Genomic DNA, 25,654 nt, shown 5'->3' with positions numbered 1-25,654 from the left:
CACCGCGCGCCTTTTTCAAATCATTCCTTCAGGCAGAGCTTGCACGCGGTGAGCGCCGCCATGTTCAGGATATCGTTCACCGTCGCGCTCGTGGAACAGAGCTGCACGGCATGGCTCGTGCCGGTCAGGATGGGTCCGATCACGGTCGCGCCCGCCATTTCCTGCATCAGCTTAACCGAGATCGACGCCGAATGCCGCGCGGGCACGACGAGGATATTGGCTGGGCCGGTTAGACGGCAGAACGGATAGTTCTTCATCTGCTCCATGTTGAGCGCCACATCGACGGTCATCTCGCCATCGTATTCGAAATCCACGCCGCGCTGGTCGAGGATTTTCGGTGCGACATGCATCTTCGTGGCGCGCTCCGAAACCGGGTAGCCGAAGGTCGAAAAGGAGCAGAACGCCACGCGGGGTTCGAGCCCGAGCCCGCGCGCCACATGCGCCCCCGCCGTCGCGATATCCGCCAGATCGTGCTCGTCGGGCCATTCATGCACCAGTGTATCGCCGATCAGCACGACGCGGCCTTTGTTCAGCACGGCGGTGATCCCGACCGCGCCATCCGAAGGCCGCGCGTCGATCACCTTGTTGATCAGTTCCAGCACATGCGCCGATTTGCGCGTCGCCCCGGTCACCATCCCGTCGCCATGGCCATGGACCAGCATCAGCGCCGCGAAGACATGCCGGTCACGCGTCGCCATTTTATGCGCGTCCTGCCGGTCGATGCCCTGCCGCTGCAGGCGTTTGTAGAGGAAATCCTTGTAGGTCTCAGTATGCTTGGAATTGGCCGCATTCACTACGCGCAGCTCGCGATAGGCATCGCCCAGACCTGCCGCTTCCAGCTTTTCCTTCACGTCCTGCTCGCGGCCCACGACCAGCGCCTCGCCCATGCCGGAGCGCTGATAGGCCACGGCAGCGCGCAGCACCCGCTCGTCATCGCCCTCGGCGAAGATCATCTTCGCCTGCGCCTGACGCGCGCGGCTGTGGATGCCCTGCAGGATCGAGGCGGTCGGGTCCATCCGCGCCTTCAGGCTTTGGGCATAGCCTTCCATGTCGATGATCGGACGGCGCGCCACGCCGGTATCCATCCCGGCTTTCGCGACCGCCGGCGGGACCACGTGGATCAGCCGCGGATCGAAGGGCGTCGGAATGATGTAATCGCGCCCGAAGCTCAGCTTGCGCCCATAGGCCATCGCGACCTCGTCGGGCACGTCTTCGCGCGCCAGCTCCGCCAGGGCGTTCGCGCAGGCGATCTTCATCTCGTCATTGATCGCACGGGCGTGAATGTCGAGTGCGCCACGGAACAGGTACGGAAAGCCGAGGACGTTGTTCACCTGGTTCGGATAGTCCGACCGCCCCGTCGCCACGATCGCATCGGGACGCACCGATTGCGCCTCTTCCGGAGTAATTTCCGGGTCCGGGTTCGCCATCGCGAAGATAACCGGGTTGTCGGCCATCGACTGAACCATCTCGGGCGTCACAGCCCCCTTGGCCGACACCCCGAGAAACACGTCGGCATCCTTCATCGCCTCTTCCAGCGTGCGGGCATCGGTCACCGCCGCATGGGCCGATTTCCACTGGTTCATGCCCTCGGTGCGGCCCTGATAGATCACGCCCTTGGTGTCGCACATGATGCAGTTGTCGTGCTTCGCGCCCATCGCCTTCACGAGTTCCAGACAGGCGATGCCCGCAGCCCCCGCGCCGTTCAGCACGATCTTGCAGTCCTCGATCTTCTTGCCCGACAGCTCCAGCGCGTTAATCAGACCCGCCGCACAGATCACCGCCGTACCGTGCTGATCGTCGTGAAACACCGGGATGTCCATCAACTCCTTGAGCCGCTGCTCGATGATGAAACATTCCGGTGCCTTGATATCCTCGAGGTTGATCCCACCGAAGGTCGGCCCCATCAGCTTCACTGCGTTGATGATCTCTTCGGCATCCTCGGTATCGAGCTCGATATCGATCGCGTTCACATCGGCGAAGCGCTTGAAGAGAACCGCCTTGCCCTCCATCACCGGTTTCGAGGCGAGCGCGCCGAGATTGCCAAGCCCCAGAATGGCCGAGCCGTTCGAGATCACCGCGACCATGTTCCCCTTCACGGTGTAGTCGTAGGCGAGCTCGGGGTTCTCCGCGATCGCTTCCACCGGCACGGCAACGCCGGGGCTGTAGGCCAGCGACAGATCGCGCTGCGACGTCATGGGCTTCGACGCCGTGATGTCGTATTTCCCCGGATGCGGGTCGAGGTGATAGGCCAACGCCTCTTCGGGCGTGATACGGTTCTTGCTGGGCATTGGGCCGGTGCTCCTCCTGCAGGTCCGAACCGGTTTAACGTCCCGTGATCCGTCACTCAACGGAATTGCGCCCGAATCCGGGGTTTTGTAGGGTCGCGCGACCAGCAAATGGGGGGCACATGGCCAAGCCGACCGTCACACCGATGATGGAACAGTATCTGGGGATCAAGGAGGCCAATCCGGGCGCACTCCTGTTCTATCGGATGGGTGATTTCTACGAGATGTTCTTTCAGGACGCGGTCGATGCCGCGGCCGCGCTCGACATCGCACTGACCAAGCGTGGTCAGCACATGGGCGAGGATATCGCGATGTGCGGCGTCCCCGTGCACGCGGCCGAGGGCTATTTGCTGACGCTGATCCGAAAAGGCTTCCGCGTGGCGATCGCCGAGCAGATGGAAGACCCTGCCGAAGCTAAGAAGCGCGGGTCGAAATCCGTCGTGAAACGCGATGTGGTGCGGCTGGTCACGCCCGGTACGCTTACCGAGGAAAGCTTGCTGGAGGCGCGCCGCCACAACTTCCTCGCTGCTTGGGCCGAGGTGCGCGACGAAGCCGCGATTGCGTGGGTCGATATCTCTACCGGCGAGTTCCGCGTGACGCCCTGCCCGCTGTCGCGGCTAGGCCCCGAGCTTGCCCGGCTTGCGCCGCGTGAAGTGCTGGTCAGTGAGGCGAAAGAGGCCGATTGCGCCGAAATAGTCTCTGATATGCGAGCCGCAATGACGCCCTTGTCGCGGGCGAGCTTCGACAGTCAGGCGGCGGAGACGCGGCTTCTGTCGCTCTATTCCATCGGCTCGCTCGATGCGTTCGGCAGTTTCACCCGCGCCGAGATGGCCGCGATGGGGGCGATTGTCGATTACCTCGAGATCACGCAGAAAGGGAAACTGCCCCTGCTGCGCCGTCCCGTGCATGAAGACAGCGGCGCAGCGATGCAGATCGACGCCGCGACGCGCCGCAATCTGGAATTGACGCAGGCACTTTCGGGCGGGCGCGACGGCTCGCTCCTGAATGCCATCGACCGCACCGTTACGGCAGGCGGCGCGCGGCTTCTGGAACGCCGGATCTCCGCCCCCTCTCGGAGTCTGACCGAAATCCACGCGCGGCACGATTCCGTGCGTTTTTTGCTGGAACAGGGTCGATTTTCCGAAGATATCCGCGCCGATCTGAAGCGCTGCCCCGATATGGATCGAGCGCTTTCGCGCCTCGCCCTCGACCGCGGCGGCCCGCGCGACATGGCCGCGATCCGCAACGGGTTGGCGCAGGCCGAGCGGATCGCCGAAGCGGTTTCCGCCGTCGAGGCCCCGCCACTGCTCGCCGAGGCCACCAAGGCACTGATGGGCCATGACGACCTCACCGCCCTTCTGGATGCGGCGCTCATCGCGGAGCCCCCGCTTCTTGCGCGCGACGGCGGCTTCATTGCGGCAGGCTACGACGAAGATCTCGATCAGACGCGCCAGCTGCGCGACGAGGGCCGTGGCGTGATCGCGAAAATGCAGGCGGAATATATCGAGGCCACGGGGATCAATTCGCTCAAGATCAAGCACAACAACGTGCTGGGCTACTTCATCGAAACCACCGCCACCCATGCCGAGAAGATGCTTGCCCCGCCGCTGTCGGAGCGCTTCATCCACCGTCAGACCACTGCGAACCAGGTGCGCTTCACGACGGTCGAACTGAGCGAGATCGAGACCCGCATTCTGAACGCCGGAAACCATGCGCTGGAGATCGAAAAAAGGCTCTATTCCAGCCTGAGACAAGCAATTCTCGACCGCGCGGGTCCGATCAACGAGGCCTCGCGCGCACTTGCCGAAATCGACCTCGCCAGCGCTTTCGCGACGCTCGCGCGCAACGAAGACTGGGCAGAACCCACAGTCGATGACAGCCACGCTTTCGAGATTGAAGGCGGGCGGCATCCGGTCGTCGAAGCCTCGCTCAAGAAATCCGGCGAGCCGTTCATCGCGAATGACTGCGAACTGACCAAAGGCGCGACCCCCGCGATCTGGCTGCTCACCGGTCCGAACATGGCCGGTAAATCGACCTTCCTGCGCCAGAACGCCCTGATCGCGCTTCTCGCACAGGCAGGCAGCTTCGTTCCGGCGAAATCCGCCCATATCGGTCTTGTGTCACAACTCTTCAGCCGCGTCGGCGCGGCGGACGATCTGGCGCGGGGCCGGTCGACCTTCATGGTCGAGATGGTGGAAACCGCCGCGATCCTCAATCAGGCCGATGACCGCGCTCTGGTGATCCTCGACGAAATCGGCCGCGGAACGGCAACCTATGACGGGCTCTCGATCGCCTGGGCAGTCATGGAGCATCTGCACGCGTCCAACCGCTGTCGAGCCCTCTTCGCGACCCATTACCACGAGATGACCGCGCTGTCGGCCAAGCTAGACGGCGTCGAAAATGCGACTGTCGCGGTGAAGGAATGGGAAGGCGAAGTGATCTTCCTGCACGAGGTTCGCAAAGGCGCCGCCGACCGCTCCTATGGCGTTCAGGTCGCACGGCTCGCCGGGCTTCCGCATTCCGTCGTGGAACGCGCGCGGATCGTGCTCGATGCGCTGGAGAAGGGCGAACGCGAAGGCGGTGGCAAGAAACAGGCGGTGATCGACGATCTGCCGCTATTTTCAGTGTCTAACACACCGCAACCCGCCGCCCCGCCAACCGGTCCGTCTCCGCTGGAGGAACGCCTGAAATCGCTCATTCCGGACGACATGACACCGAAAGACGCGCTCGACGCCCTCTACGAGCTTCGCGCGCTTCTCACGGAGTAGTCTTCCTCTTCTTGATGGAAATATCCCGGGGGTCTGGGGGCAGTGCCCCCAGCCTTACCGATCAGGATTTCGGAGTGGAGCTGACGCCCACTTTCGCCGGCCGCAGAAGCCGGTCGTGGATCATGAAGCCGTTCTCCATGACCTGGATGATGTCGCCTGCCTTGGTGCCGGGCGCGGGCGCTTCGAACATCGCTTCATGCATCTGCGGGTCGAACTTCTCGCCGACTTCAGGCGCAACGGTGGTGATGCCGTGACGAGCAAACACGTTGAGCAATTCGCGCTGGGTCAGTTCGACCCCTTCGAGGAACGGCCCGGCCTGCGAACGCACGTCCTCGTTCGCGGCCTCGAGCGCACGCGACAGCGCGTCGAACACCGGCAGCATGTCGCGCGCAAGACGCGTCCCGCCGTAATTCGAGGCTTCCTGACGCTCTTTGTCGGCCCGTTTGCGTGCGTTCTCGGCATCTGCCAGCGCACGCATGAAACGGTCGCGATAATCGTCGCGCTCCGCACGCAACGCCTCGAGCTCGTCGGCTTCATAAGACATCACGTCTTCAAAACTCTCGTCGATATGCGCCTGATCCTCGGCAATCTCGTCTTTTTTCTCGCTCATGCCATTCATCCTTTGCCCTGGCCGGAGATCATCCGCCCGACCAGTTGCGCTGTGTAGTCCACGATCGGCACGATGCGCCCGTAGTTGAGCCGGGTCGGCCCAATCACGCCCACCGCACCAATGATCTTTCGGTCAGCGTTCATATATGGAGAGACAACCAAAGAGGAACCCGAAAGAGAGAAAAGTTTGTTCTCTGAGCCAATAAAAATACGCACACCTTCGCCATCCTCGGCCAGATCGAGGAATTCGGCGATGTCGCGCTTCCGCTCGAGATCGTCGAATAGCGAGCGGATGCGGTCGAGGTCGTCTTCAGAACCCAAGAGGTTGGCGCGACCACGCACGATCAGCCGTTCGTAGCGCTCGCCCTTGTTCTCCCAAGCGGCCAGACCGCTGTCGATCAGTTCAGTCGCGAGCGAATCGATTTCGTTACGGTGATTTGCAATCTGGCGGGCGATGTGGCCCCGCAGCTCGGACAGGGTTCTTCCCTCCGCCATCGCGTTGAGGAAATTGGCGGCCTCCCGCATCGACGAAGGCGTCTGTCCGAGCGGCGGCGTGAAGACGCGGTTCTCTACCTGCCCATCCGCGAAGACGAGCACGACCAGTGCACGGTCGGGCGCCAACGAAACGAATTCGATATGGCGGATCGGGGCCTCGTGTTTGGGCGTGAGAACGAGGCTCGCGCCCTGCGTCATTCCCGAAAGCGCGCTCGACACTCGGTCCAACAAAGACCCTACATCGCCTGAATTCGCGCCCATCGTTGCATCGAGCGCCGCGCGGTCCTCGTCCCCGAGGTGGCTCACTTCCATCACCCCGTCGACGAACAACCGCAGACCCATCTGGGTCGGAACGCGCCCCGCAGAGACATGCGGGCTGTCCAGAAGCCCTAGATATTCGAGGTCCTGCATAACGTTGCGGATCGTCGCCGCCGAGACCTTCTCGTTCATCTCTCGGGTCAGGCTGCGCGAGCCCACGGGACCGCCAGTCGTCAGATAGCCTTCGACCACCCGGCGAAACACTTCGCGGGAGCGGTCGTTCAGTTCAGAGAGAATATCGTTCTGGTCACTCATCGCGCTTCATCCAAGCTGACTTAAAGCCGCGCGAAGCCGAAGGTCAATCTCGGCTCGGGGGTTGCATCGCTGCGCATGGGCGATCAAATGGGGTGAATTCAGTAGAAAGGACCCCACGATGCGCCCTTCCGGCAGAGAGTTAAGCGAACTTCGCCCGATTTCAATCGAGACCGGGGTTACGAAACACGCAGAAGGGTCATGCCTCATCAAAATGGGCGACACCCATGTGCTGTGCACCGCCACCATCGAGGATCGCGCCCCGTCCTTCCTGAAAGGCTCCGGCCTTGGCTGGGTAACCGCAGAATACGGCATGCTGCCGCGCGCGACCAACACGCGTAACCGTCGCGAGGCCGCGGCGGGCAAGCAAGGCGGAAGAACCGTTGAAATTCAACGACTTATCGGACGCGCTCTACGCGCTGGTGTAGATCGTTCAGCGCTTGGCGAGCGTCAGATCGTCGTCGATTGCGATGTGATCCAGGCCGATGGCGGCACGCGTTGCGCCTCGATCACCGGCGGTTGGGTCGCGCTGCGTCTCGCAGCGAACAAATTGATGAAATCGGGCGCCTGCACCTCGGATCCGCTGCTCGACCATGTCGCAGCCTTGTCCTGCGGCATTTATGCGGGCCAGCCGGTGGCCGATCTCGACTATGCCGAGGATAGCGAAGCGGGCACCGACGGGAATTTCATCATGACCGGGCGCGGCAAGCTCATCGAAGTGCAGATGTCGGCCGAAGGCGCGACCTTCTCGCGCGAGCAGATGGATCGGCTTCTCGATTTGGCCGAGGAAGGCGCGGCGAAGCTCGTCGAAGCGCAGAAAGCGGCGATCGGATGAGGAGCTTCACCGAGAAGAAGCTGCTGGTCGCGACCCATAACGCTGGGAAGCTCGAGGAGATCAAAGCTATCCTCGCGCCTTTCGGCGTCGAGGTGGTCGGCGCGAAGGAAATGAACCTACCCGAGCCGGAAGAGACCGAGAGCACCTTCGTCGGCAATGCCCGGATCAAGGCGCACGCCGCTTCCAAGGCGACGGGCCTGCCCGCCTTGGCTGACGATTCCGGGATTGAAGTGGACTGTCTCGACGGGGCGCCGGGCGTTTATACCGCCGATTGGGCGACGACCCCGAACGGTCGCGATTTCACCATGGCGATGGAGAAGACGTGGAAGGCTTGCGACGATATCGAGGCCCCCTCGCCACGGACTGCGCGGTTCCGCTCGACCCTGGTTCTCGCCTGGCCCGACGGGCATGACGAAGTGTTCGAAGGCCGCGCCGAGGGTCAACTGGTCTGGCCGATGCGCGGCGCGCTTGGCCATGGCTACGACCCGATGTTCCAGCCCGATGGCTATGATCTCACCTTCGCGGAGATGGACCCCGCGCAGAAGAACGAGATTTCGCACCGTGCGGACGCTTTCCGCAAATTCGTTACGGTATTCGAGGCGAAATGATCGAGGATTGGCGGCACGGAGGGTTCGGCCTCTACCTTCACTGGCCGTTCTGTGCCGCCAAATGCCCTTATTGCGACTTCAATTCGCATGTCGCGACCGCCATCGACCAAAAACGATGGCTCTCTGCTTATCTCAGCGAACTCGACCGCTATGCCGCTCAGACCGAAGGCCGGATCCTCAACACGGTTTTCTTCGGCGGCGGCACTCCATCGCTAATGGACCCCGAGATCGTCGCCGCGATCATCGAACGCATTCGCAGAAACTGGCAAACTAGCAACGATTTCGAGATTACCCTCGAAGCAAACCCCACAAGTGTCGAATCCGGGCGGTTTAGAGCCTTTTCCAAGGCTGGCGTGAACCGCGTCTCGATGGGGATGCAGGCGCTGAATGACGAAGATCTGCGTCGTTTGGGCCGGATGCACTCGGTCGCAGAAGGCCAGAAAGCCTTCGACATTGCGCGCAAGCAATTCGACCGTGTGAGCTTCGATCTGATCTACGCGCGCCAGCACCAGACGATCGAAGATTGGAAGTCAGAGCTGGACGAGGCGCTGCGAATGGCAGTCGACCACCTCTCCCTCTATCAGCTGACCATTGAACCCGGCACCGTGTTCGGTGCGCGGCACGATGCAGGCAAGCTCCGAGGCATTCCGGAGGACGATATCTCCGCCGAAATGTATTTTGCGACGCAGGAAATTTGCGAGAAGCACGGCCTCCCCGCCTATGAAATCTCGAACCACGCCCGTCCGGGCGCCGAGAGCCGACATAACCTGATTTACTGGCGCTATGGGGACTATATCGGCATCGGTCCCGGCGCACATGGGCGCCTGACCGAAAATGGTGTCCGTCACGCCACCGATACGCTCAAACAACCCGGCGCCTGGCTTGCGCAGGTGGAAAAGACCGGTGCCGGAGAGAATGAACGCGCCGCCCTGCCCCGCGAAGAGCAGGCAATCGAGTATCTTCTATTCGCGCTACGCCTCTCCGAAGGGCTCGAGGTGGAACGGTTCAACACGATCTCGCGTTCACCGCTCGACGAGGCGACGATGCGCCATCTTGAGGATATCGGCATGATCGAGAGAGAGAACGGATTTCTGCGCGCGACGGATCAAGGCCGCCCGGTCCTGAACGCCATCATTCGCGACCTCATCCCCTGATGCGCATCGTCTGGCTCACGCTTGGCATCGTCTCGACCGCCATCGGTATCATCGGGCTGTTTCTGCCGCTTGTCCCTACCGTTCCCCTGATGCTTCTAGCGACGTTCTGCTTCGCGCGGTCCTCCGATCGCCTGCACAACTGGATCATCACCCATCCGCGTTTCGGGCCACAGGTCATCGACTGGCAGGAACGGCGTGCTATCGCGAAACGCGCAAAAATCGCGGCAACAGTGTCTGTTTTCGCGGCTTTTGGCCTGTCGTTAGCCTTCCGGTTGCCAGTCGGCATCTTGGCGATTCAGGGGATTACGCTGCTCGGCGTTCTGATTTTCATCTGGACTCGCCCGAATAGCTGATCAGCCGTTGCTGAGCATTTGGCAAAGACGGTCGAGCTCCTCCAGATCACCGTAGGAAATCGTGATCTTACCGCTTCCATTGCTCGTGTGATCGATCGCGACCTTCATCCCGATCGTCGCGGAAAGATCGCCCTCGAGCGCGCGCGTATCGGCATCCTTCTGGGGCTTCGGACGCGCCTTGCGCTCTTCCCCGCCCTGCTGCTTCTTGGCGAGCTTTTCGACATCGCGCACGGACAGCGTCTTTGCCACGGCTTGCCGGGCCAGACCGACCGGATCCTCAGCGGTAATCATCGCCCGCGCATGACCAGCGGAGAGCTTCCCCTCACGCAGGTAACCCTGCACTTCTTCGGGAAGTTGCAGCAGACGCATCAGGTTGGCGATATGACTACGGCTTTTCGACAGCGCCTCGGCCAGCTTTTCTTGTGTGTGGCCGAAGCGGCTCATCAATTGCTTGTAGGCCAGTGCTTCTTCCAACGCGTTGAGGTCGGCGCGCTGAATGTTTTCGATAATCGCGACTTCAAGAACTTCCGTGTCGTTGAACTCGCGAATGATGACCGGAAGCTGGTGCAGCTTGGCCATCTGCGACGCGCGCCACCGGCGTTCACCGGCCACGATCTCATAATGATCCGGCTTCGTCGGGTGTTTGCGCACGATAAGCGGCTGAATCACGCCTTTTTCGCGGATCGACGCCGCCAGTTCTTCCAGGGCGGCGGGCTCGAAATCGCGACGCGGCTGGTCCGGGTTCGGCTCGATCTTCTCGACCGGCACATATTGCTCCGGCCGGCGCGGCGATGCCGTCGTCTCAGCCGGGTTCAGATCGACATCCGCCATCAAAGCCGACAAACCGCGTCCCAATCCACGCTTTTCGCGTTCTTTCGCCATGCTCACACCGCCTTTGCCAATTCGTGCCGCGACATCAATTCGCTCGCCAGGTTTCGATAGGCCACCGCTCCGCGCGAGCTGCTGTCATAGTTGAGCACCGGCATCGCGTAGGAAGGCGCCTCGGAGACCCGCACGTTCCGGGGAATCATCGTACGGAAAACCAGCTCACCCAAGGTCGCGCGCGCATCCGCCTCCACCTGCTGAGAGAGATTGTTCCGCACGTCATACATCGTGAGAACGATCCCTTCTATCCGCAGGTTTCGATTTGCGCTGAGGCGGATCTCCCGGATCGTCAGCATCAGCTGCGAAAGCCCTTCGAGCGCGAAGAATTCCGCCTGAAGCGGCACCAGCACCGAATGCGATGCGACCATCGCGTTGATGGTCAGCAGGCTAAGGCTAGGCGGGCAGTCGATCAATATATAGTCGAAGCCATAGGTATCGACATCAGGATGTCGTAGCGCGTCATGCAGAAGAAAGCTGCGCTTTTCGGTCGAAACGAGCTCCATATCGGCCGAGGACAGGTCCGTTGTCGCTGGACAGAGGTAAAGACCGTCGATTTCCGTCTTGTGCAAGACTGACGAAACCGGCGCATCCTCGATCAGAAGATCGTAGGTCGTCAGTTCGCGGTCATCAGGTTCGATTCCGAGCCCCGTCGACGCGTTCCCCTGCGGATCCAGGTCGATAAGAAGCACCTTCCGCCCGGCCTCAACGAGCCCGGCAGCGAGGTTGATCGCCGTTGTCGTCTTGCCCACGCCGCCCTTCTGGTTCGCAATCGCAATAATTTTCGGTTCGTTTGCGCGAATTGGGTCAGACACGCTCGGCTCCGTGGATTTTCAGGACAACACTGTTTGGATCACTGAGGCTTTCGATCGCCTCGTGGTCAAAGGACCAGCTTTCCCGCGCCTGCGCAAGTTCTTCCTGCCAGCGTGCGCCTTTCGGAAAGAGAGCAGTCCCGTCCGGCTTCAGATGTGGAGCGGTGAATTCCAACAATTTTGGCAGGCTAGCGAGAGCACGGGCAGAAACGACGTCCGCGTCCAGCGGAGCGATTTCTTCGATTCTCTGCGCGATAACGCGGGTATTGAGCGACAATTCGCGACTGACCGTCGACAGAAAAGCAGATTTGCGAAGATCCGACTCGACGAGAACCACTTGCCTCTCGGGCTCTCTTTCTGCTGACAGAACCGCGATCACCAGGCCGGGAAACCCTCCCCCTGCCCCAAAATCCGCCCATATCTGCGCATTTTCAGGCGCCATCGCAAATATTTGGGCCGAATCGAGGAAGTGGCGCGACCACATATCCTCCAAGGTCGATTTCGCTACGAGGTTGATCGCCGGGTTCCATTTCTTAAGGAGAACTTCGTAGGCTAGGAGATTATCCAGTGTTTCACGTGAAACATCGAATCGCTCCGCAAACTCCTCGGCTTCGGGCGTCGTCATGCAGAGCGTTCCCGCTTTGACTGCCGCAGGCGCGCTAAGATCAAGGTTAGCGCAGCCGGCGTCACTCCATCTATACGCCCCGCCTGACCTAAAGTCTTGGGCATCGCGCGCTGAAGCTTCGCCTTCAGCTCGTTCGAAAGCCCTTGCAAAGAATCGAAATTGAAATCTTCGGGGATTTCCCAGCCCTCATCGCGCTTGAGAGAGGCCGCGTCGACCTCCTGACGCGCCACGTAATTCGCGTAAAGCGCATCGATCGACAATTGCCGCGCGACATCTTCGGAAAGATTTTTCAGTTCCGGAAGCGCCTCCTGCAAAGCGGGCATTGTGATATCCGGGAAGGACAAGAGATCGAACGCCGTCCGGCGAGTCCCATCCTCGTTAACCTTGAAACCCTTCTCCTTCGCTTCCTTCGGCGTAAGCGAAATCGACCGCAATAATTCGCCGCCAGCCGCAAGCTCGGCGGACTTCTTTTCAAACTGCGCACGGCGCGCTTCGCCAACGCAGCCAATCTCGATCCCCATCCCGGTCAGACGTTGGTCGGCGTTATCAGCCCGCAGCGACAGGCGGAATTCGGCGCGCGAGGTAAACATCCGGTAAGGTTCGGTAACGCCGCGTGAGGTCAGGTCGTCAATCATCACGCCGATATAGCTTGAGGTCCGGCTGAATTGCACCGGTTCGCCCGACTTGGCGGAAGACGCCGCATTCAACCCCGCGACCAAACCTTGGGCGGCGGCTTCCTCATATCCTGTGGTTCCGTTTATCTGTCCCGCAAGATATAGGCCAGGCACAGCGCGCAACTGCAGCGTGCCGTCCAGTGCCCGCGGATCGACATAGTCATATTCGATCGCGTAACCGGGTTGCAGAATCTTCGCATTTTCCAGACCGAAGATCGAATGGACGTAATCTTCCTGAACATCGACAGGTAGCGAAGTCGAAATTCCGTTCGGATAGACCGTGTTGTCGTCCAGCCCTTCCGGTTCAAGAAAGATCTGATGCGAATCCTTGTCGGCAAAACGGACGACCTTGTCTTCGATAGACGGGCAATAGCGAGGGCCAACCCCAGAAATATGCCCGCCATACATTGCTGAGCGGTCGAGATTGCCCCGGATGATGTCGTGAGTCCGCCCATTCGTATGGGTGATCCCGCAGGAAATCTGCCGCACTTCGGGCGATCGGTTAAGGAAGGAAAACATCACCGGATGATCATCGCCCGGCTGGCTCTCCAATTTTTCCCAAGCGATCGTCTTCCCATCCAGCCGCGGCGGCGTACCGGTTTTCAGACGGCCCATCGGCAGCTCCATCGCATAAAGCCGCTCTGCGAGTGCACGCGACGGCCTATCCCCGATGCGACCTCCTGGACGCTGCTGATCACCGATATGAATCACGCCATTCAGAAACGTTCCCGAAGTCAGGATCGCCGAATGACAGCTAAGCGCTACACCATCTGCAAGCATCACGCCGGTCACACGACCGCTTTTGACGCTCAGGTCGGTCACTTCCCCTTCGATCACATCAAGATTGGATTGCGCCGCAGTCACCCTCTGAGCCGCCTCACGGTAGAGTTTACGATCCGCCTGAGCGCGGGGACCCTGCACCGCTGGCCCTTTACGTCGGTTAAGAAGGCGAAATTGAATCCCCGCCGCATCGGCGAGCCGCCCCATAACGCCATCCATCGCGTCGATCTCGCGCACCAAATGGCCTTTTCCAAGCCCACCAATCGCGGGATTGCACGACATTACCCCGATCGCATCAGCGCGCAGGGTCACCAAGGCCACCTGCACGCCCATCCGGGCGGCGGCGTGGGCTGCCTCGGTTCCGGCGTGCCCGCCTCCGATCACGATGACGTCGTAATGTTTCACGTGAAACACTCCTTACTTTCCGATGCAGAAGCTCGAGAAAATTTCGTCCAACAGGTTCTCGACATCCACCCGCCCGAGCAACGCTTCCAGCGCCCAAGCCGCCTGGCGCAGTGATTCCGCTGCCAGCTCGCTCCGGTCGGACCCGCGCAATACCTCATCTCGCGCCGATTCCAAAGCCCCGAATGCACGTTGCATTGCAACCCGGTGTCGCTCGCGCGTCATCACGCCGGCACCCTCACCAAGCCCGGACAGCCTTTCTTCGATTGCGGAGATAAGTTCTGCCAGACCTGCTCCTGTTTTCCCGGACACGTTCAGTCCGTCATGCTCGGCGATATCCGATTTGCCATGCACCACCAGATCGCCCGGTTCTGGCGCGATCAAAGGTACTTCTTCGCCGTCGAGCAGGAAGACGCGCAGGTCGGATTGCCGGGCGCGTTCCAGAGCCCGCTCCACCCCGATCGCTTCCACGACATCGTCGGTTTCGCGCAGGCCAGCGGTGTCGAGCAAGGTCACCGCCTGCCCGCCGATCTCCATTCGCACCTCGATGACGTCGCGCGTCGTGCCTGCGAATTCGGAGGTGATCGCGGCTTCGCGCCCTGCGAGCGCGTTGAGTAAGGTTGATTTCCCAGCATTCGGACGCCCGACAATCGCGACCTCAAACCCTTCGCGGATCCGTTCCGCCGCACCGATCCGGCGTAACTCATCGCGAATTCCGGCTGCGACCGCGTCGATCAGCTCCAACACCTCGGGCGAAACATCGACCGGAACTTCCTCATCCGCGAAGTCGATCGTCGCTTCGATCAACGCCCCCGCCCGGATCAACTTCGCCCGCCAATCCTCGACCAGAGCGCCAACCGCGCCTGACAAAACCTTCAACGCTTGTTTGCGCTGCGCCTCTGTCTCAGCCTCGATCAGATCGGAAAGTCCTTCGACCTGTGCCAGATCGAGCCGTTCGTTCTCCAACGCCCGCCGGGTAAATTCACCAGGTTCCGCAAGCCGCAACCCGTCGATCCGTCCAAGCGCACGCAAGACAGCCGAGACCGTCGCGATCGCCCCGTGGATATGCAGTTCCGCGACCTCTTCGCCGGTAAAGCTGGCCCCATTCTCAAAGCACAGAACCACCGCCTCGTCGAGTTCCTCGCCCGCGAGCCGCAGCCTGCGCAGCCCGGCGATGCGCGGTTCCGGCAAGGTTCCCGCCAGTTCCCGCGCCGCATACCAAGCTTGCGGTCCTGAAATACGAATGACGGCCACGCCCGCTTTTCCGCGGGCCGTGGCCAGAGCATAGATCGTGTCCATAGCAATCCTCTTCCGAGCGGAAGATAGGACGGCCTCAGCCGTTCATCGAGTCGAAGAATTCCGAGTTCGTTTTGGTCTGCTTGAGCTTCGAGATCAGGAACTCGATCGCATCGGTCGTACCCATCGGATTCAGGATGCGGCGCAGAAGGTATGTTTTCTGAAGATCCTTCTGGTCGACGAGCAGATCCTCTTTCCGGGTGCCGGATTTGAGGATGTCCATCGCCGGGAAGACACGCTTGTCGGCAACCTTGCGGTCCAGCACAATCTCCGAGTTACCGGTGCCCTTGAATTCTTCGAAGATGACCTCGTCCATCCGCGAGCCGGTATCGATCAGCGCGGTCGCGATAATGGTCAGCGAGCCGCCCTCTTCGATGTTCCGCGCAGCCCCGAAGAACCGCTTCGGACGCTGCAGCGCGTTCGCATCGACACCACCGGTGAGCACCTTGCCCGAGCTTGGCACGACGGTGTTGAAGGCGCGGCCCAAGCGGGTAATCGAATCCAGCAAAATAACGACATCGCGCTTATGCTCGACAAGGCGCTTGGCCTTTTCGATGACCATATCGGACACCGCAACGTGGCGCGTCGCCGGTTCATCGAAGGTCGAAGAGATCACCTCGCCCTTCACCGAACGCTGCATGTCGGTGACTTCTTCCGGTCGTTCGTCGATCAGCAGAACGATCAGGTAGCATTCCGGGTGGTTACGCTCGATCGACGTCGCGATGTTCTGCAGCAGAACCGTCTTACCGGTCCGCGGCGGGGCGACGATCAGCGAACGCTGGCCTTTCCCGATCGGCGCGACGAGGTCGATGATCCGGGCCGAACGGTCCTTGATCGTCGGATCCTCGATTTCCATCTTCAGGCGCTCATCGGGATAGAGCGGCGTGAGGTTGTCGAAAGCGACCTTGTGGCGCGCCCTCTCCGGCTCCTCGAAGTTGATCCGCTCAACCTTCGTTAACGCGAAATACCGCTCGTTCTCGCCGGGCGCGCGGATTACGCCTTCGACGGTATCGCCGGTGCGCAGGCTGTGCTGGCGGATCATGTCGGGCGAGACGTAGATATCGTCGGGACCCGGCAGATAGTTCGCCTCGGTCGAACGCAGGAAGCCGAAACCATCCTGCAGAACTTCGAGGACGCCATCGCCACCGATGACCCAATCATCCTCGGCATGCTCCTTCAGGATCGAGAACATCATCTCGCCCTTGCGCATGGTCGAGGCGTTTTCGATCTCCCATTCTTCGGCCAGCGCCAGAAGTTCCTTCGGGCTTTTGGCTTTCAAGTCGGAGAGATTGAGGCGTTCATCGCTCATCGGATTACCTGCAGCTGGCGCCTCACCAGAGCGATGGGCGCAAAGATTCGTCTTGTCTCAGAAAAACCGGTCGGCCAGAACGGCCGGGGCTTGGCGAGGCAGATAAGCGCAAAGCGTCGCTGAGTCAACGAAAGTCAGAATTTCACGATCACCGACGCGACGATAACGATCATGAAGATCGTCGGGATCTCGTTCATCATACGGTAGTAGCGCCCGCTGCGGTTCGCCCTGCCCTCTGCAAGCGCCTTGCGTTCCTTCGCGCACCACATGTGGAACCAGGTCATGCCGAGAACAGCGGCTGCCTTCGTCCACGGCCAGATGCTCGACCAATCGACGATCCCCGGCGTGAAGACCAGCATCAGGCCGAAGAACCAGCTCGCGATCATCCCCGGGTTCATGATGGCCTTGAGAAGAAGCCGTTCCTGATGCCGGAACAGAAGCTCCTGATCACTGTCGCGCACCATGCCCGCCTTGTTCAGCCCCTCGACGTGGTAAACGTAAAGCCGCGGCAAATAAAACAAGGCCGCCATCCATGTGATGATCGCCATCACGTGGAGCGCTTTGATCCACAAATACCAAGTGCTCAGGAAATCGGTCATCTCGTCTCCGGCTGACAGCTGCCATCATCTTCAAAAAAGATTCTTTAAAGAAAAAGATGATGATGATGTAGGGCCTGTTGATGATGTGGATTAACACTTTATCAAGAGTTTCTCCACAGGCGGAAAACATCTGGTGGGAAGGAATCTTTCGGCTGGCTAGTTTCTCCTAAAACATTGATACTGCGTGCTTATGTCTCGAAGAGTCTCAACGTCATCCTGTGGATAACTCTTTGGAGAAAATTGTGAAGTCCTCACCGTGTCCCCAACGGCTCGAATCCGAATTCCACAGGTGGACAAGTTTCGTAAATCTGCCATGAAACGTGCCGATCCGGTGGAGTAATCCGCCGATCCGCGTTATGCCCAATTCGACCCCGAGACTTCTGCGCCTGCTTATCCACAAGTTCATGAACATCCTCCTTGCCTCCGCTTCAGAAATCCGCGCGCAGCTTCTGCGCAACGCCGGTCTGTCGGTGACGGTCGCGCCCGCGCGCATTGACGAGGACACGATCAGGCGGAGTTTGGAGGCCGAAGAGGCAAAGCCGCGCGATGTCGCGGACCTTCTCGCCGAGATGAAGGCTGCGAAACTGTCGGCGCGCCATCCCGGAGAACTGGTGGTCGGCGCGGATCAGGTTTTGGAGCTTAAAGGCACGGTCTTGTCGAAGCCGGAGACACCGGAGGACGCGAAATCGCAGTTGCGTGCCCTCTCCGGTCAAACCCACAAACTGCTTTCCGCGATGGTTGCGATCCGGGATGGCGAGCCGCTCTGGCGTCATGTGGGCGAAGTGCGTCTGACGATGCATGAGCTTACTGCGCCCTTCATCGACGATTACGTCGCCCGGAACTGGGAGAGCATCCGCTGGTCCGTGGGCAGCTACAAGCTCGAGGAGGAAGGCGTGCGTCTTTTCTCCCGTGTCCAAGGCGATTATTTTGCTGTCCTGGGCCTTCCCTTGATCGAATTCCTTAACTGGCTTCATGCCCGAGGAGATTTCACGACATGACGGATCATCCGCGCATTCCCCTCGCTGGCGTCATCGGATCGCCGGTCGCGCATTCGCGCTCGCCGCTCCTGTTCCGCACATGGTTTGCAGAATACGGGATCGAAGGGTTCTATGTTCCGATGGATGTGGCCAGTGACGATCTGGAAACTGTGCTTCGGACCTTGCCCAAGGCGGGGTTCGTCGGCACGAATGTGACGATCCCGCACAAGATCCGCGCGCTCGAGATTGCCGATGTCATCTCCGATCGCGCGGCCCTAATCGGCGCTGCGAATACCTTGGTGTTCCGCCCGGATGGCAAGATTTACGCAGATAATACAGATGGTTACGGTTTCATCGCTAATCTGAGGCAGAATGCGCCGAACTGGGACCCGAAGTCTGGCCCGGCCGCCGTTCTCGGTGCAGGCGGGGCTGCGCGCGCCATCGTCGCTTCGCTTCTGGAAAGCGGAGCGCCGGAAATCCGTATCTCGAACCGGACGCGGGCGCGCGCCGATGCGCTGCGTCAGGAATTCGGGGCGCGTCTGGTCGTTTACGATTGGGTGCGTGCGGGCAATATGCTCGAAGATGCGGCGACGGTGGTGAACACGACGTCGCTCGGTATGATAGGCAAGTCGGAGTTTCGCGTTCCGCTCGATGCATTGCGTCCCAGCGCGACTTGCTGTGATCTCGTGTATACACCCCTTAAGACCAAATTTCTCACCGAGGCCGAAGACGCGGGATGCACCGTGGTCGACGGGCTTGGCATGCTTTTGCATCAAGCCGTCCCGGGATTTGAGCGTTGGTTCGGCCAGCGCCCGGAAGTCGGCGAAACCGTCCGCAACGCGGTGCTCGGGGGATGAGCAAGCCTTTCCTGCTCGGTCTGACCGGCTCCATCGGGATGGGGAAATCCACGACCGCCGCGATGTTCGCCGAGGCCGGCGTGCCCGTGTGGGATGCGGATCAGACGGTGCATGATCTCTATGCGAAGGATGGTGCGGCGGTTGCGCCGATCGCCGCCGCTTTTCCCTCTGCGATCAAGGCGGGCGCAGTGGATCGGGTGGAGCTGAAAAAACTGCTCGCGAACGACAAAACGGCTCTAAACCGCGTTGAAGAGATCGTTCACCCACTCACGACGGCCTCTCGTAGCCAGTTCATCGCGGATCACTCAGAGGCGGATCTGATCCTCCTCGACATCCCTCTTTTGTTCGAAACCGGGGCTGATGCTGCTTGCGATGCCACTCTTGTCGTTTCCGCGCCGGCGGAGGTTCAGCGCGCGCGCGTCCTGGAGCGGCCCGAGATGACCGAGGCGCAGCTCGATTTCATCCTGTCGCGACAGATGCCGGACGCAGAGAAACGCCGCCGCGCGACCTTCATCATCGAAACCGTCGATCTTGAGCAGACCCGCCAAGATGTGCGAAACCTGATCGCGCAGATCAGGGGTGAGCAAAATGCGTGAAATCGTTCTCGATACCGAAACCACGGGATTCGAGCCGGAAGACGGCGATCGGATCGTCGAGATCGGCGCGGTTGAGCTGTTCAATCACATGCCCACCGGTAACACCTATCACCAATACATTAACCCCGAGCGCTCGATGCCGCAGGAAGCCTTCCAAGTGCATGGATTGGGCGACGAATTCCTGTCGGACAAGCCCAAATTCGCCCAGATCGGCCTCGATTTCCTGAATTTCATCGGCACGGACTCGGTTCTCGTGATCCACAACGCCAAGTTCGACATGAAATTTCTGAATGCCGAGCTTCGCTGGGCCGGAATGCCTCTGATCCCGGATGAACGCGCGCTCGATACGCTCGCGATGGCACGGCGTAGATTTCCTGGCTCGCCGGCGACGCTCGACGCGCTCTGCCGTCGCTTCGGCATCGACAACTCGTCGCGGACTTTGCACGGCGCACTGCTCGACAGTGAGATTTTGGCTGAGGTCTACCTCGAGCTGATTGGCGGTCGGCAGCCGGGCTTTGGACTGCAACCCGTTGAAACCGGTCAGAAATTGCAAGCCGGCGCAAATCAAGGCTGGCGTCCGAAGCCCCGTCCGGAGCCCCTGCCCCCACGTTTGACTGCTGAAGAAGCCGAAGCCCATGCTGCCTTTGTCGCCAAGCTGGGAGAAGCGGCGATCTGGAACCGTTACGACTGACGTCGGCGCCTTTTCTATCAAAATAAACAAGTTTCCCATTTAACCGAGCGTCAACCTCCCTTAAATCGGGGGCTTCTTAGGGAGAGAGCGGGAGTACCGTCCATGCTGGACCTGACTGAAATGCGTGCCACGCTGGCCGAGACCTATGATCTTGCGCCGTCCATCGAGTTGGCCGAGGAAATGCACGAGATCCACGCAAAGATGGATCGCGTTATCCCCCTTCCGGATTTCGCGCGTTACGCGCCGTATATCCGCGCAATCAACCAGTTGAAGAGAGAGAAGAACGCGGTAATTCTTGCTCACAACTACATGACGCCGGAAATCTACCACGGCGTGGCAGATGTAGTAGGTGATAGTCTGCAGCTTGCTATCGAAGCGACCAAAGTTCAGGCGGGCACGATCGTCCAATGCGGCGTGCACTTCATGGCCGAAACGTCAAAAATCCTGAACCCGGCCAAGACCGTCCTGATCCCCGACATGAAAGCCGGCTGCTCGCTGGCAGAGTCGATCACCGCTGACGGCATTGCGGAGATGCGCGCGAAATACCCGGGCGCGCCCGTGGTAAGCTACGTTAACACAACAGCCGAGGTGAAAGCCGCGTCCGACATCTGCTGCACCTCGTCCAACGCCGCGCAGATCGTGCGTGCGATGGAGAGTGACACGGTCATCATGACCCCGGACCAGTACCTTGCGCAGAACGTGGCGAACGAGGTTCCCGAGAAGAATGTGGTTTGGTGGGAAGGTTCGTGCATCGTCCACGAGCAGTACACTGCCAAGGATATCAGTGACTTCCGCGCGATGCACCCAAATACCCGGATCATCGCGCACCCGGAATGCCCGCCGGATGTTGTCGCGGCCTCTGATTTCTCGGGCTCGACGTCGGGGATCATTAAATACGTCGAAACCAACAAGCCGAAAGAGGCCATGTTGGTGACGGAATGCTCTATGGCATCCAACATCGCCGACGCGCTACCGGAAGTAGATTTTGTGGGTCCGTGCAATATGTGCCCCTACATGAAGAAAATCACGCTCGAAAAAATCCTTTGGTCGCTGCATACCGGGACCGAGGAAGTGATCGTCGACCCGCAGATTGCAGAGAAAGCGCGCGTCGCGGTCGAGCGGATGATCGAACTCTCCCGGACGCTGGCGAAGTGATCGAAACGCAGCGGATCGTCATCGTCGGCGCGGGCTTGGGCGCACTTTACGCGGCCCTAAGCCTCGCGCCCCGCCCCGTTCTCATCATCTCGCCGGAAACTCTGGGCGAAGGCGCATCATCGGCTTGGGCCCAGGGCGGTGTCGCGGCGGCGATGTCGGTCAGCGACACGCCTGCGGCGCATGCACGCGACACGATGATCGCCGGAGCAGGCACTGTTTCACCGCAAATCGCCCATTTGGTCACCGAAGAAGCACGTCAGCACATCCTCGCATTGACCGAACTTGGAACGCCCTTCGATCGCGATCCCGAGGGCGACTACGTGATGTCGCGCGAGGCAGCGCACAGTCACGCGCGGGTCGTCCGGGTGAAAGGCGATCAGGCGGGTCGCGAGATCATGCAGACTCTCGTCGCGGCAGTCCGGCAGGCACCCTCGGTTCAGGTTCTCGAAGGCGTCCTGGCCACGTATCTGGAGACCGAAGACGACCGCGTGACCGGCGTGTGGATCGAACGCGCATTTGAGCCATCGGGGCCCGTTCTGATCAAAAGCCCGGCGGTTTTGCTTGCGGGCGGCGGGTCCGGCGGGCTGTTTTCCGTTACGACAAACCCGCCTCGGATCCGTGGGCAGGTCATCGGGATGGCAGCGCGCGCTGGCGCGCGGATCGCCGATCCGGAATTCGTACAGTTCCACCCGACCGCGATCGCCAGTGGCGAAGATCCTGCCCCGCTCGCGACCGAAGCGCTGCGCGGTGAAGGTGCAATACTCATTAACGCGGATGGCGAGCGCTTCATGCTCTCCGTTCATCCCGACGCGGAGCTTGCTCCGCGCGATATTGTGGCCCGGGCGGTTTACCTGGAGCGACAGGCCGGGCGCGAACCCGCTTTGGATACGCGTGCAGCCCTAGGGGCCGAAGTCCTGACCCGCTTCCCCGCCGTTGCCGAAGCCTGCGAACGGGCCGGAATAGACCCTGTTTCCGGCGTCATCCCCGTTGCGCCGGCCGCACATTATCATATGGGCGGAGTGGATACCGATACGGAGGGACGCAGTTCGCTCGACCGGCTCTGGGTTTGCGGCGAAGCCTCGTCGACCGGGCTGCATGGCGCGAACCGCTTGGCGTCGAACGGGTTGCTTGAGGCTTTGGTTTTCGCACGGATTTGCGCTGTCGGTATCGCTGCTGAGCTTGGAGATATCGCCGACGCTGAGCCGGTAACCCCCGCGTTTCCCGACGGCGATGTCCCGGTGAACGAGGCAGCCGTGCAGGTGCTGCGCAACGCGATGACCGATGGTGTCGGTGTCGTGCGCGATGCGGAGGGATTGAAGGCGGCCCTGCGCGTCATTGCGAAGATCGAGGCGGAGGCCCGCACGGAAACGATGCGGAACATGACCGCGACGGCCACGTTGATCGCTGCAGCGGCGCTTGCGCGCCAAGAGAGCCGCGGCGGCCATTTCCGTTCCGATTTTCCGGACATGGACCCTAAATTGGCGAAAAGAACGAAAATCACGCTGGAGGAGGCGCTGAAAATTCGCGCCGCAGCCTTGGAGGACTGATATGTTGCCCGATTTGCTGATCGAACCGATTGTCCGCGCCGCGCTGGTCGAAGACCTTTCGCCCATGGGCGACGCGACGACGAAGGCGGTGATTCCGGCGGGCAAAACCTATTCCGCGCGACTGAAAGCGCGGGAAGATGGCGTCGCTTCAGGGATGCAGGTCGCTGCGATGGCGTTTCGACTGGTCGATCCGACGCTGCGCGTCTCGATACTGATCGCGGATGGCAAACCGTGCCAAGCCGGGGAGACCTTGCTGACGGTCGATGGCTCGGCCGCGTCGATCCTGATGGCGGAGCGGGTGGCGCTGAATTTCGCGGGACGCCTCAGCGGGATTGCCACGAAAACCGCGCGCTTCGTCGCGAAAACCGAAGGCACGAAGGCGCGTATCACTTGCACCCGGAAGACCACCCCGGGTCTACGCGCGCTCGAGAAAGCAGCGGTGACCCATGGCGGCGGTTTCAACCATCGTTACGGCCTGTCGGACGCGATCCTGATCAAGGATAACCATATTGCGGCCGCCGGGAGCGTGCGCGCGGTGCTCGAAGCAGCGAAAGCGGCGCGCAGTCACATGATGCGGATCGAGCTGGAAGTCGACACGCTGCGCCAGATGGAAGAGGCGCTGAAAATCGGTGGCGCCGATGTCATCCTGCTCGACAATATGGACAGCGCGGAGCTGCGTGCGGCCGTGGCGCTTAATGCGGGCCGCGTCGTACTGGAAGCCTCGGGGAACATGACGCTCGAGCGGATTGCCGAAGTGGCAGCGACCGGTGTGGATTACATCTCTTCCGGTGCGCTCACCCATTCGGCGCGGACGCTCGATCTGGGCCTCGATTTCTGAGAATTCAGCCGAGATAGTCTCTGAATTCGGCGCGAACGGCCTCGTAGACCGAGCGTTTGAAGGGGACGATCTTCTCGACCAGTTCGTCGAAGGGCATCCACTGCCAGACCGAAAATTCGGGATGGTCCGTGTCGATGCGCACCTGATCGTCGGAGCCGAGGAAGCGCATCAGGAACCATTTCTGCTCCTGCCCGCGCCAGCGACCGTTCCAGATTTTCGGCACAAGATCGTGCGGCAGGTCGTAGCGTACCCAATCGGAGGTTTTCGCGACGATTTCGACGAGATCGGGGTTCACCCCGGTTTCTTCTTCCAGTTCGCGCAGGGCGGCTTCTTTCGGCTTTTCACCCTTGTCGATCCCGCCCTGCGGCATCTGCCAGGCCGGTCCAGGATTGTCTATGCGCTGGCCCGCGAAGACGAGGCCCGCGGGGTTCATCAGAACGACGCCGACATTGCGGCGGTAAGGAAGTTTAACGATTTCTTCGGGAGTCATATGAAAAAGGGGCCCGAAGGCCCCTTCCCCTCAATTCTGCTGCGTGTCGGTTTTGCTGTCGGCGCTCGGCGCTTCGGCTTGCTGCGTCGACGCGGTGTCAGCCTTGGCTTCCGGCGCGATGGCCGAGAGGCCTTTGATCAGGTCAATCGCGTAGGACATCTGGAAATCTTCCATCCGGCGCTTCGCGGCCTCTTCGGCTTTCGCGCGCTCGTCCTCGGCCTGTTTCTTCTCGTCCTCGGTCATCGAGTCGTTGGTGATTGCACCTTTCAGATCGGCCTCGGAGGTCATCTTGCGGGCGTTGTCGCCTTCAGCGGCCGCCTTATCCTGCGATTTCGGCTGATCGGGCTGCGGCACGACCACGTCGGGGGCAATGCCCAGCGACTGAATCGAACGACCCGACGGCGTGTAGTAGCGCGCGGTGGTCAGACGCATCGCGCCCTCGCCCTGGATCGGCATGACCGTCTGGACCGAGCCTTTGCCGAAGCTCTTGGTGCCGACGACGATTGCGCGGTGATGATCCTGCAGCGCGCCGGTCACGATTTCCGAAGCCGACGCCGAGCCGCCGTTGATCAGCACGACGATCGGCTTGCCGTCGGCCATGTCGCCGGCGGTCGCGTTGAAGCGCTCGCTATCCTGCGGGTTCCGACCGCGGGTGGAGACGATCTCACCCTTGTCGAGGAACGCATCCGCCGTCTTGATCGCCTGCGTCAGAAGACCGCCGGGGTTGTTGCGCAGGTCGATGATGAAGCCGTCGACCTTGTCCATGCCGCCGACCTCTTTCACCTGCTCCTTGATCGAGGATTCAAGGTTCGGGAAGGTCTGGTCGTTGAAGGTGGTGATGCGCAGAATGACGGTATCGCCGTCATGGCGCCCCTTCACGGCGGTCAGCTTGATCGTGTCGCGGGTCAGCGTGACGTCGAACGGATCCTGCTCGCCGTCGCGGACGATGGTCACGGTGATGTCCGAGCCGACCGGCCCACGCATCTTGTCGACTGCCTGATCGAGCGGGATACCCATCAGGGACTCGCCATCGACCGCGGTGATGAAATCGCCGGACTGAATGCCGGCTTCGGCCGCGGGCGTACCGTCCATCGGCGAAACCACCTTCACGAAGCCGTCTTCCTGCGTGACCTCGATACCGAGACCGCCGAACGAACCGCGCGTCTGCACGCGCATATCGCTGTAATCGGAAGGCGGCAGGTAGCTGGAATGCGGGTCGAGCGAGCTGAGCATGCCGTTGATTGCGGCTTCGATCAGCTTCTTGCTATCGACCGGCTCGACATAGTCCTGGCGGATCTTCTCGAAGATGTCGCCGAACAGGTCCAGCTGCTGGTAGACGGTTTCGTTGCGTTTCGTTTCCTCGGCCATCAGCGGCGCCGCGACTTGCGTGGACAGAAGCGCGCCCGCAAGCGTCCCGCCAACCGCTGCCATCATGAACTTTTTCATA

The 25,654-nt window shown here is 60.9% G+C and carries 24 protein-coding genes; 12 read left to right on the top strand and 12 right to left on the bottom strand.

The genetic code is table 11. From position 1 onward, the window contains the following. Window positions 1-20: 20 nt before the first annotated feature. A complete protein-coding gene (locus DEM26_RS09980; RefSeq protein ID WP_109172306.1) occupies window positions 21-2,288 on the bottom strand; it encodes an NADP-dependent malic enzyme in 2,268 nt (755 codons plus the stop codon). A gap of 119 nt (window positions 2,289-2,407) precedes the next feature. Between DEM26_RS09980 and mutS the strand changes: the two genes are divergently transcribed. Continuing rightward, on the top strand, window positions 2,408-5,053 hold the full coding sequence (mutS, locus tag DEM26_RS09975) for a DNA mismatch repair protein MutS (protein WP_109172305.1): 2,646 nt from the start codon (window positions 2,408-2,410) through the stop codon (window positions 5,051-5,053). A 61-nt stretch (window positions 5,054-5,114) separates the two neighbouring features. On the opposite strand, the gene DEM26_RS09970 is transcribed toward mutS, so the two are convergent. Together DEM26_RS09970 and hrcA are read right to left on the bottom strand one after the other, a co-directional pair. Further along, a complete protein-coding gene (locus DEM26_RS09970; RefSeq protein WP_075776721.1) occupies window positions 5,115-5,663 on the bottom strand; it encodes a nucleotide exchange factor GrpE in 549 nt (182 codons plus the stop codon). Between the two features lie 5 nt (window positions 5,664-5,668). Continuing rightward, the gene (hrcA, locus tag DEM26_RS09965) at window positions 5,669-6,730 is read right to left on the bottom strand and encodes a heat-inducible transcriptional repressor HrcA (protein WP_075776722.1); all 1,062 of its coding nucleotides are present in this window, start codon (window positions 6,728-6,730) and stop codon (window positions 5,669-5,671) included. A gap of 118 nt (window positions 6,731-6,848) precedes the next feature. Here hrcA and rph point away from each other — a divergent pair, with 118 nt between their 5' ends. From rph to DEM26_RS09945, 4 genes are read left to right on the top strand one after another with little or no spacing between them, the layout of a single operon-like run. Then, the gene (gene rph / locus DEM26_RS09960) at window positions 6,849-7,562 is read left to right on the top strand and encodes a ribonuclease PH (RefSeq protein ID WP_075776723.1); all 714 of its coding nucleotides are present in this window, start codon (window positions 6,849-6,851) and stop codon (window positions 7,560-7,562) included. Then, window positions 7,559-8,170: an RdgB/HAM1 family non-canonical purine NTP pyrophosphatase gene (gene rdgB / locus DEM26_RS09955; protein WP_109172304.1), complete on the top strand. Its 612-nt coding sequence runs from the start codon at window positions 7,559-7,561 to the stop codon at window positions 8,168-8,170. Before rph ends, rdgB begins: the two co-directional genes overlap by 4 nt. Next, window positions 8,167-9,324 carry a radical SAM family heme chaperone HemW gene (gene hemW / locus DEM26_RS09950; protein WP_199224648.1) on the top strand — a complete coding sequence of 386 codons (1,158 nt, stop codon included), beginning with the start codon at window positions 8,167-8,169 and terminating at the stop codon, window positions 9,322-9,324. Before rdgB ends, hemW begins: the two co-directional genes overlap by 4 nt. After that, window positions 9,324-9,677, top strand: a complete 354-nt coding sequence (locus DEM26_RS09945; protein ID WP_075776726.1) for a YbaN family protein — start codon at window positions 9,324-9,326, stop codon at window positions 9,675-9,677. Before hemW ends, DEM26_RS09945 begins: the two co-directional genes overlap by 1 nt. Here DEM26_RS09945 and DEM26_RS09940 read toward each other — a convergent pair whose 3' ends face one another. The 7 genes from DEM26_RS09940 to DEM26_RS09910 form a co-directional block, all read right to left on the bottom strand. Beyond that, the gene (locus DEM26_RS09940; protein WP_075776727.1) at window positions 9,678-10,559 is read right to left on the bottom strand and encodes a ParB/RepB/Spo0J family partition protein; all 882 of its coding nucleotides are present in this window, start codon (window positions 10,557-10,559) and stop codon (window positions 9,678-9,680) included. Between the two features lie 2 nt (window positions 10,560-10,561). Beyond that, window positions 10,562-11,374 carry a ParA family protein gene (locus DEM26_RS09935; protein ID WP_075776728.1) on the bottom strand — a complete coding sequence of 271 codons (813 nt, stop codon included), beginning with the start codon at window positions 11,372-11,374 and terminating at the stop codon, window positions 10,562-10,564. Then, window positions 11,367-11,996 (bottom strand): 16S rRNA (guanine(527)-N(7))-methyltransferase RsmG, encoded by a 630-nt coding sequence (gene rsmG / locus DEM26_RS09930; protein WP_109172303.1) that lies wholly within the window; start codon window positions 11,994-11,996, stop codon window positions 11,367-11,369. The genes DEM26_RS09935 and rsmG overlap by 8 nt, the downstream gene beginning before the upstream one ends. Further along, window positions 11,993-13,855 carry a tRNA uridine-5-carboxymethylaminomethyl(34) synthesis enzyme MnmG gene (gene mnmG, locus DEM26_RS09925; RefSeq protein WP_109172364.1) on the bottom strand — a complete coding sequence of 621 codons (1,863 nt, stop codon included), beginning with the start codon at window positions 13,853-13,855 and terminating at the stop codon, window positions 11,993-11,995. Before mnmG ends, rsmG begins: the two co-directional genes overlap by 4 nt. 12 nt (window positions 13,856-13,867) lie before the next feature. After that, window positions 13,868-15,151: a tRNA uridine-5-carboxymethylaminomethyl(34) synthesis GTPase MnmE gene (mnmE, locus tag DEM26_RS09920; protein WP_109172302.1), complete on the bottom strand. Its 1,284-nt coding sequence runs from the start codon at window positions 15,149-15,151 to the stop codon at window positions 13,868-13,870. A 34-nt stretch (window positions 15,152-15,185) separates the two neighbouring features. Beyond that, window positions 15,186-16,457: a transcription termination factor Rho gene (gene rho, locus DEM26_RS09915; RefSeq protein WP_075776732.1), complete on the bottom strand. Its 1,272-nt coding sequence runs from the start codon at window positions 16,455-16,457 to the stop codon at window positions 15,186-15,188. Between the two features lie 134 nt (window positions 16,458-16,591). Then, window positions 16,592-17,056, bottom strand: coding sequence for a CopD family protein (locus tag DEM26_RS09910; protein WP_109172301.1), 465 nt, complete (start codon window positions 17,054-17,056; stop codon window positions 16,592-16,594). 356 nt (window positions 17,057-17,412) lie between these two features. Between DEM26_RS09910 and DEM26_RS09905 the strand changes: the two genes are divergently transcribed. From DEM26_RS09905 to nadC, 7 genes are all read left to right on the top strand, one after another. Next, window positions 17,413-18,054 carry a Maf family protein gene (locus DEM26_RS09905; protein ID WP_233243065.1) on the top strand — a complete coding sequence of 214 codons (642 nt, stop codon included), beginning with the start codon at window positions 17,413-17,415 and terminating at the stop codon, window positions 18,052-18,054. Continuing rightward, window positions 18,051-18,890: a shikimate dehydrogenase gene (locus DEM26_RS09900; RefSeq protein WP_075776734.1), complete on the top strand. Its 840-nt coding sequence runs from the start codon at window positions 18,051-18,053 to the stop codon at window positions 18,888-18,890. The genes DEM26_RS09905 and DEM26_RS09900 overlap by 4 nt, the downstream gene beginning before the upstream one ends. After that, window positions 18,887-19,486, top strand: a complete 600-nt coding sequence (gene coaE / locus DEM26_RS09895; RefSeq protein ID WP_075776735.1) for a dephospho-CoA kinase — start codon at window positions 18,887-18,889, stop codon at window positions 19,484-19,486. Before DEM26_RS09900 ends, coaE begins: the two co-directional genes overlap by 4 nt. Beyond that, the gene (gene dnaQ / locus DEM26_RS09890) at window positions 19,479-20,177 is read left to right on the top strand and encodes a DNA polymerase III subunit epsilon (RefSeq protein ID WP_088719946.1); all 699 of its coding nucleotides are present in this window, start codon (window positions 19,479-19,481) and stop codon (window positions 20,175-20,177) included. Before coaE ends, dnaQ begins: the two co-directional genes overlap by 8 nt. A 102-nt stretch (window positions 20,178-20,279) precedes the next feature. Next, complete coding sequence (gene nadA / locus DEM26_RS09885) at window positions 20,280-21,332, top strand: quinolinate synthase NadA (RefSeq protein ID WP_088735501.1); 1,053 nt, start codon at window positions 20,280-20,282, stop codon at window positions 21,330-21,332. Further along, window positions 21,329-22,879, top strand: a complete 1,551-nt coding sequence (locus DEM26_RS09880; protein ID WP_109172300.1) for an L-aspartate oxidase — start codon at window positions 21,329-21,331, stop codon at window positions 22,877-22,879. The genes nadA and DEM26_RS09880 overlap by 4 nt, the downstream gene beginning before the upstream one ends. 1 nt (window position 22,880) lies before the next feature. Next, window positions 22,881-23,717: a carboxylating nicotinate-nucleotide diphosphorylase gene (gene nadC / locus DEM26_RS09875; protein ID WP_109172299.1), complete on the top strand. Its 837-nt coding sequence runs from the start codon at window positions 22,881-22,883 to the stop codon at window positions 23,715-23,717. Window positions 23,718-23,721: 4 nt separating this feature from the next. Here nadC and DEM26_RS09870 read toward each other — a convergent pair whose 3' ends face one another. Together DEM26_RS09870 and DEM26_RS09865 are read right to left on the bottom strand one after the other, a co-directional pair. Next, entirely contained in the window at window positions 23,722-24,207 is a 486-nt protein-coding gene (locus DEM26_RS09870; protein ID WP_088719943.1) for an RNA pyrophosphohydrolase, read from the bottom strand. A 30-nt stretch (window positions 24,208-24,237) separates the two neighbouring features. After that, complete coding sequence (locus DEM26_RS09865; protein WP_109172298.1) at window positions 24,238-25,653, bottom strand: S41 family peptidase; 1,416 nt, start codon at window positions 25,651-25,653, stop codon at window positions 24,238-24,240. Between the last annotated feature and the right edge of the window lies 1 nt (window position 25,654).

Source organism: Thioclava sp. NG1 (assembly GCF_003122275.1).
Lineage (GTDB): Bacteria > Pseudomonadota > Alphaproteobacteria > Rhodobacterales > Rhodobacteraceae > Thioclava > Thioclava nitratireducens.
The sequence above is the reverse complement of the archived record's forward strand: the minus strand, read 5'-3'. Positions and strand labels throughout refer to the sequence as shown.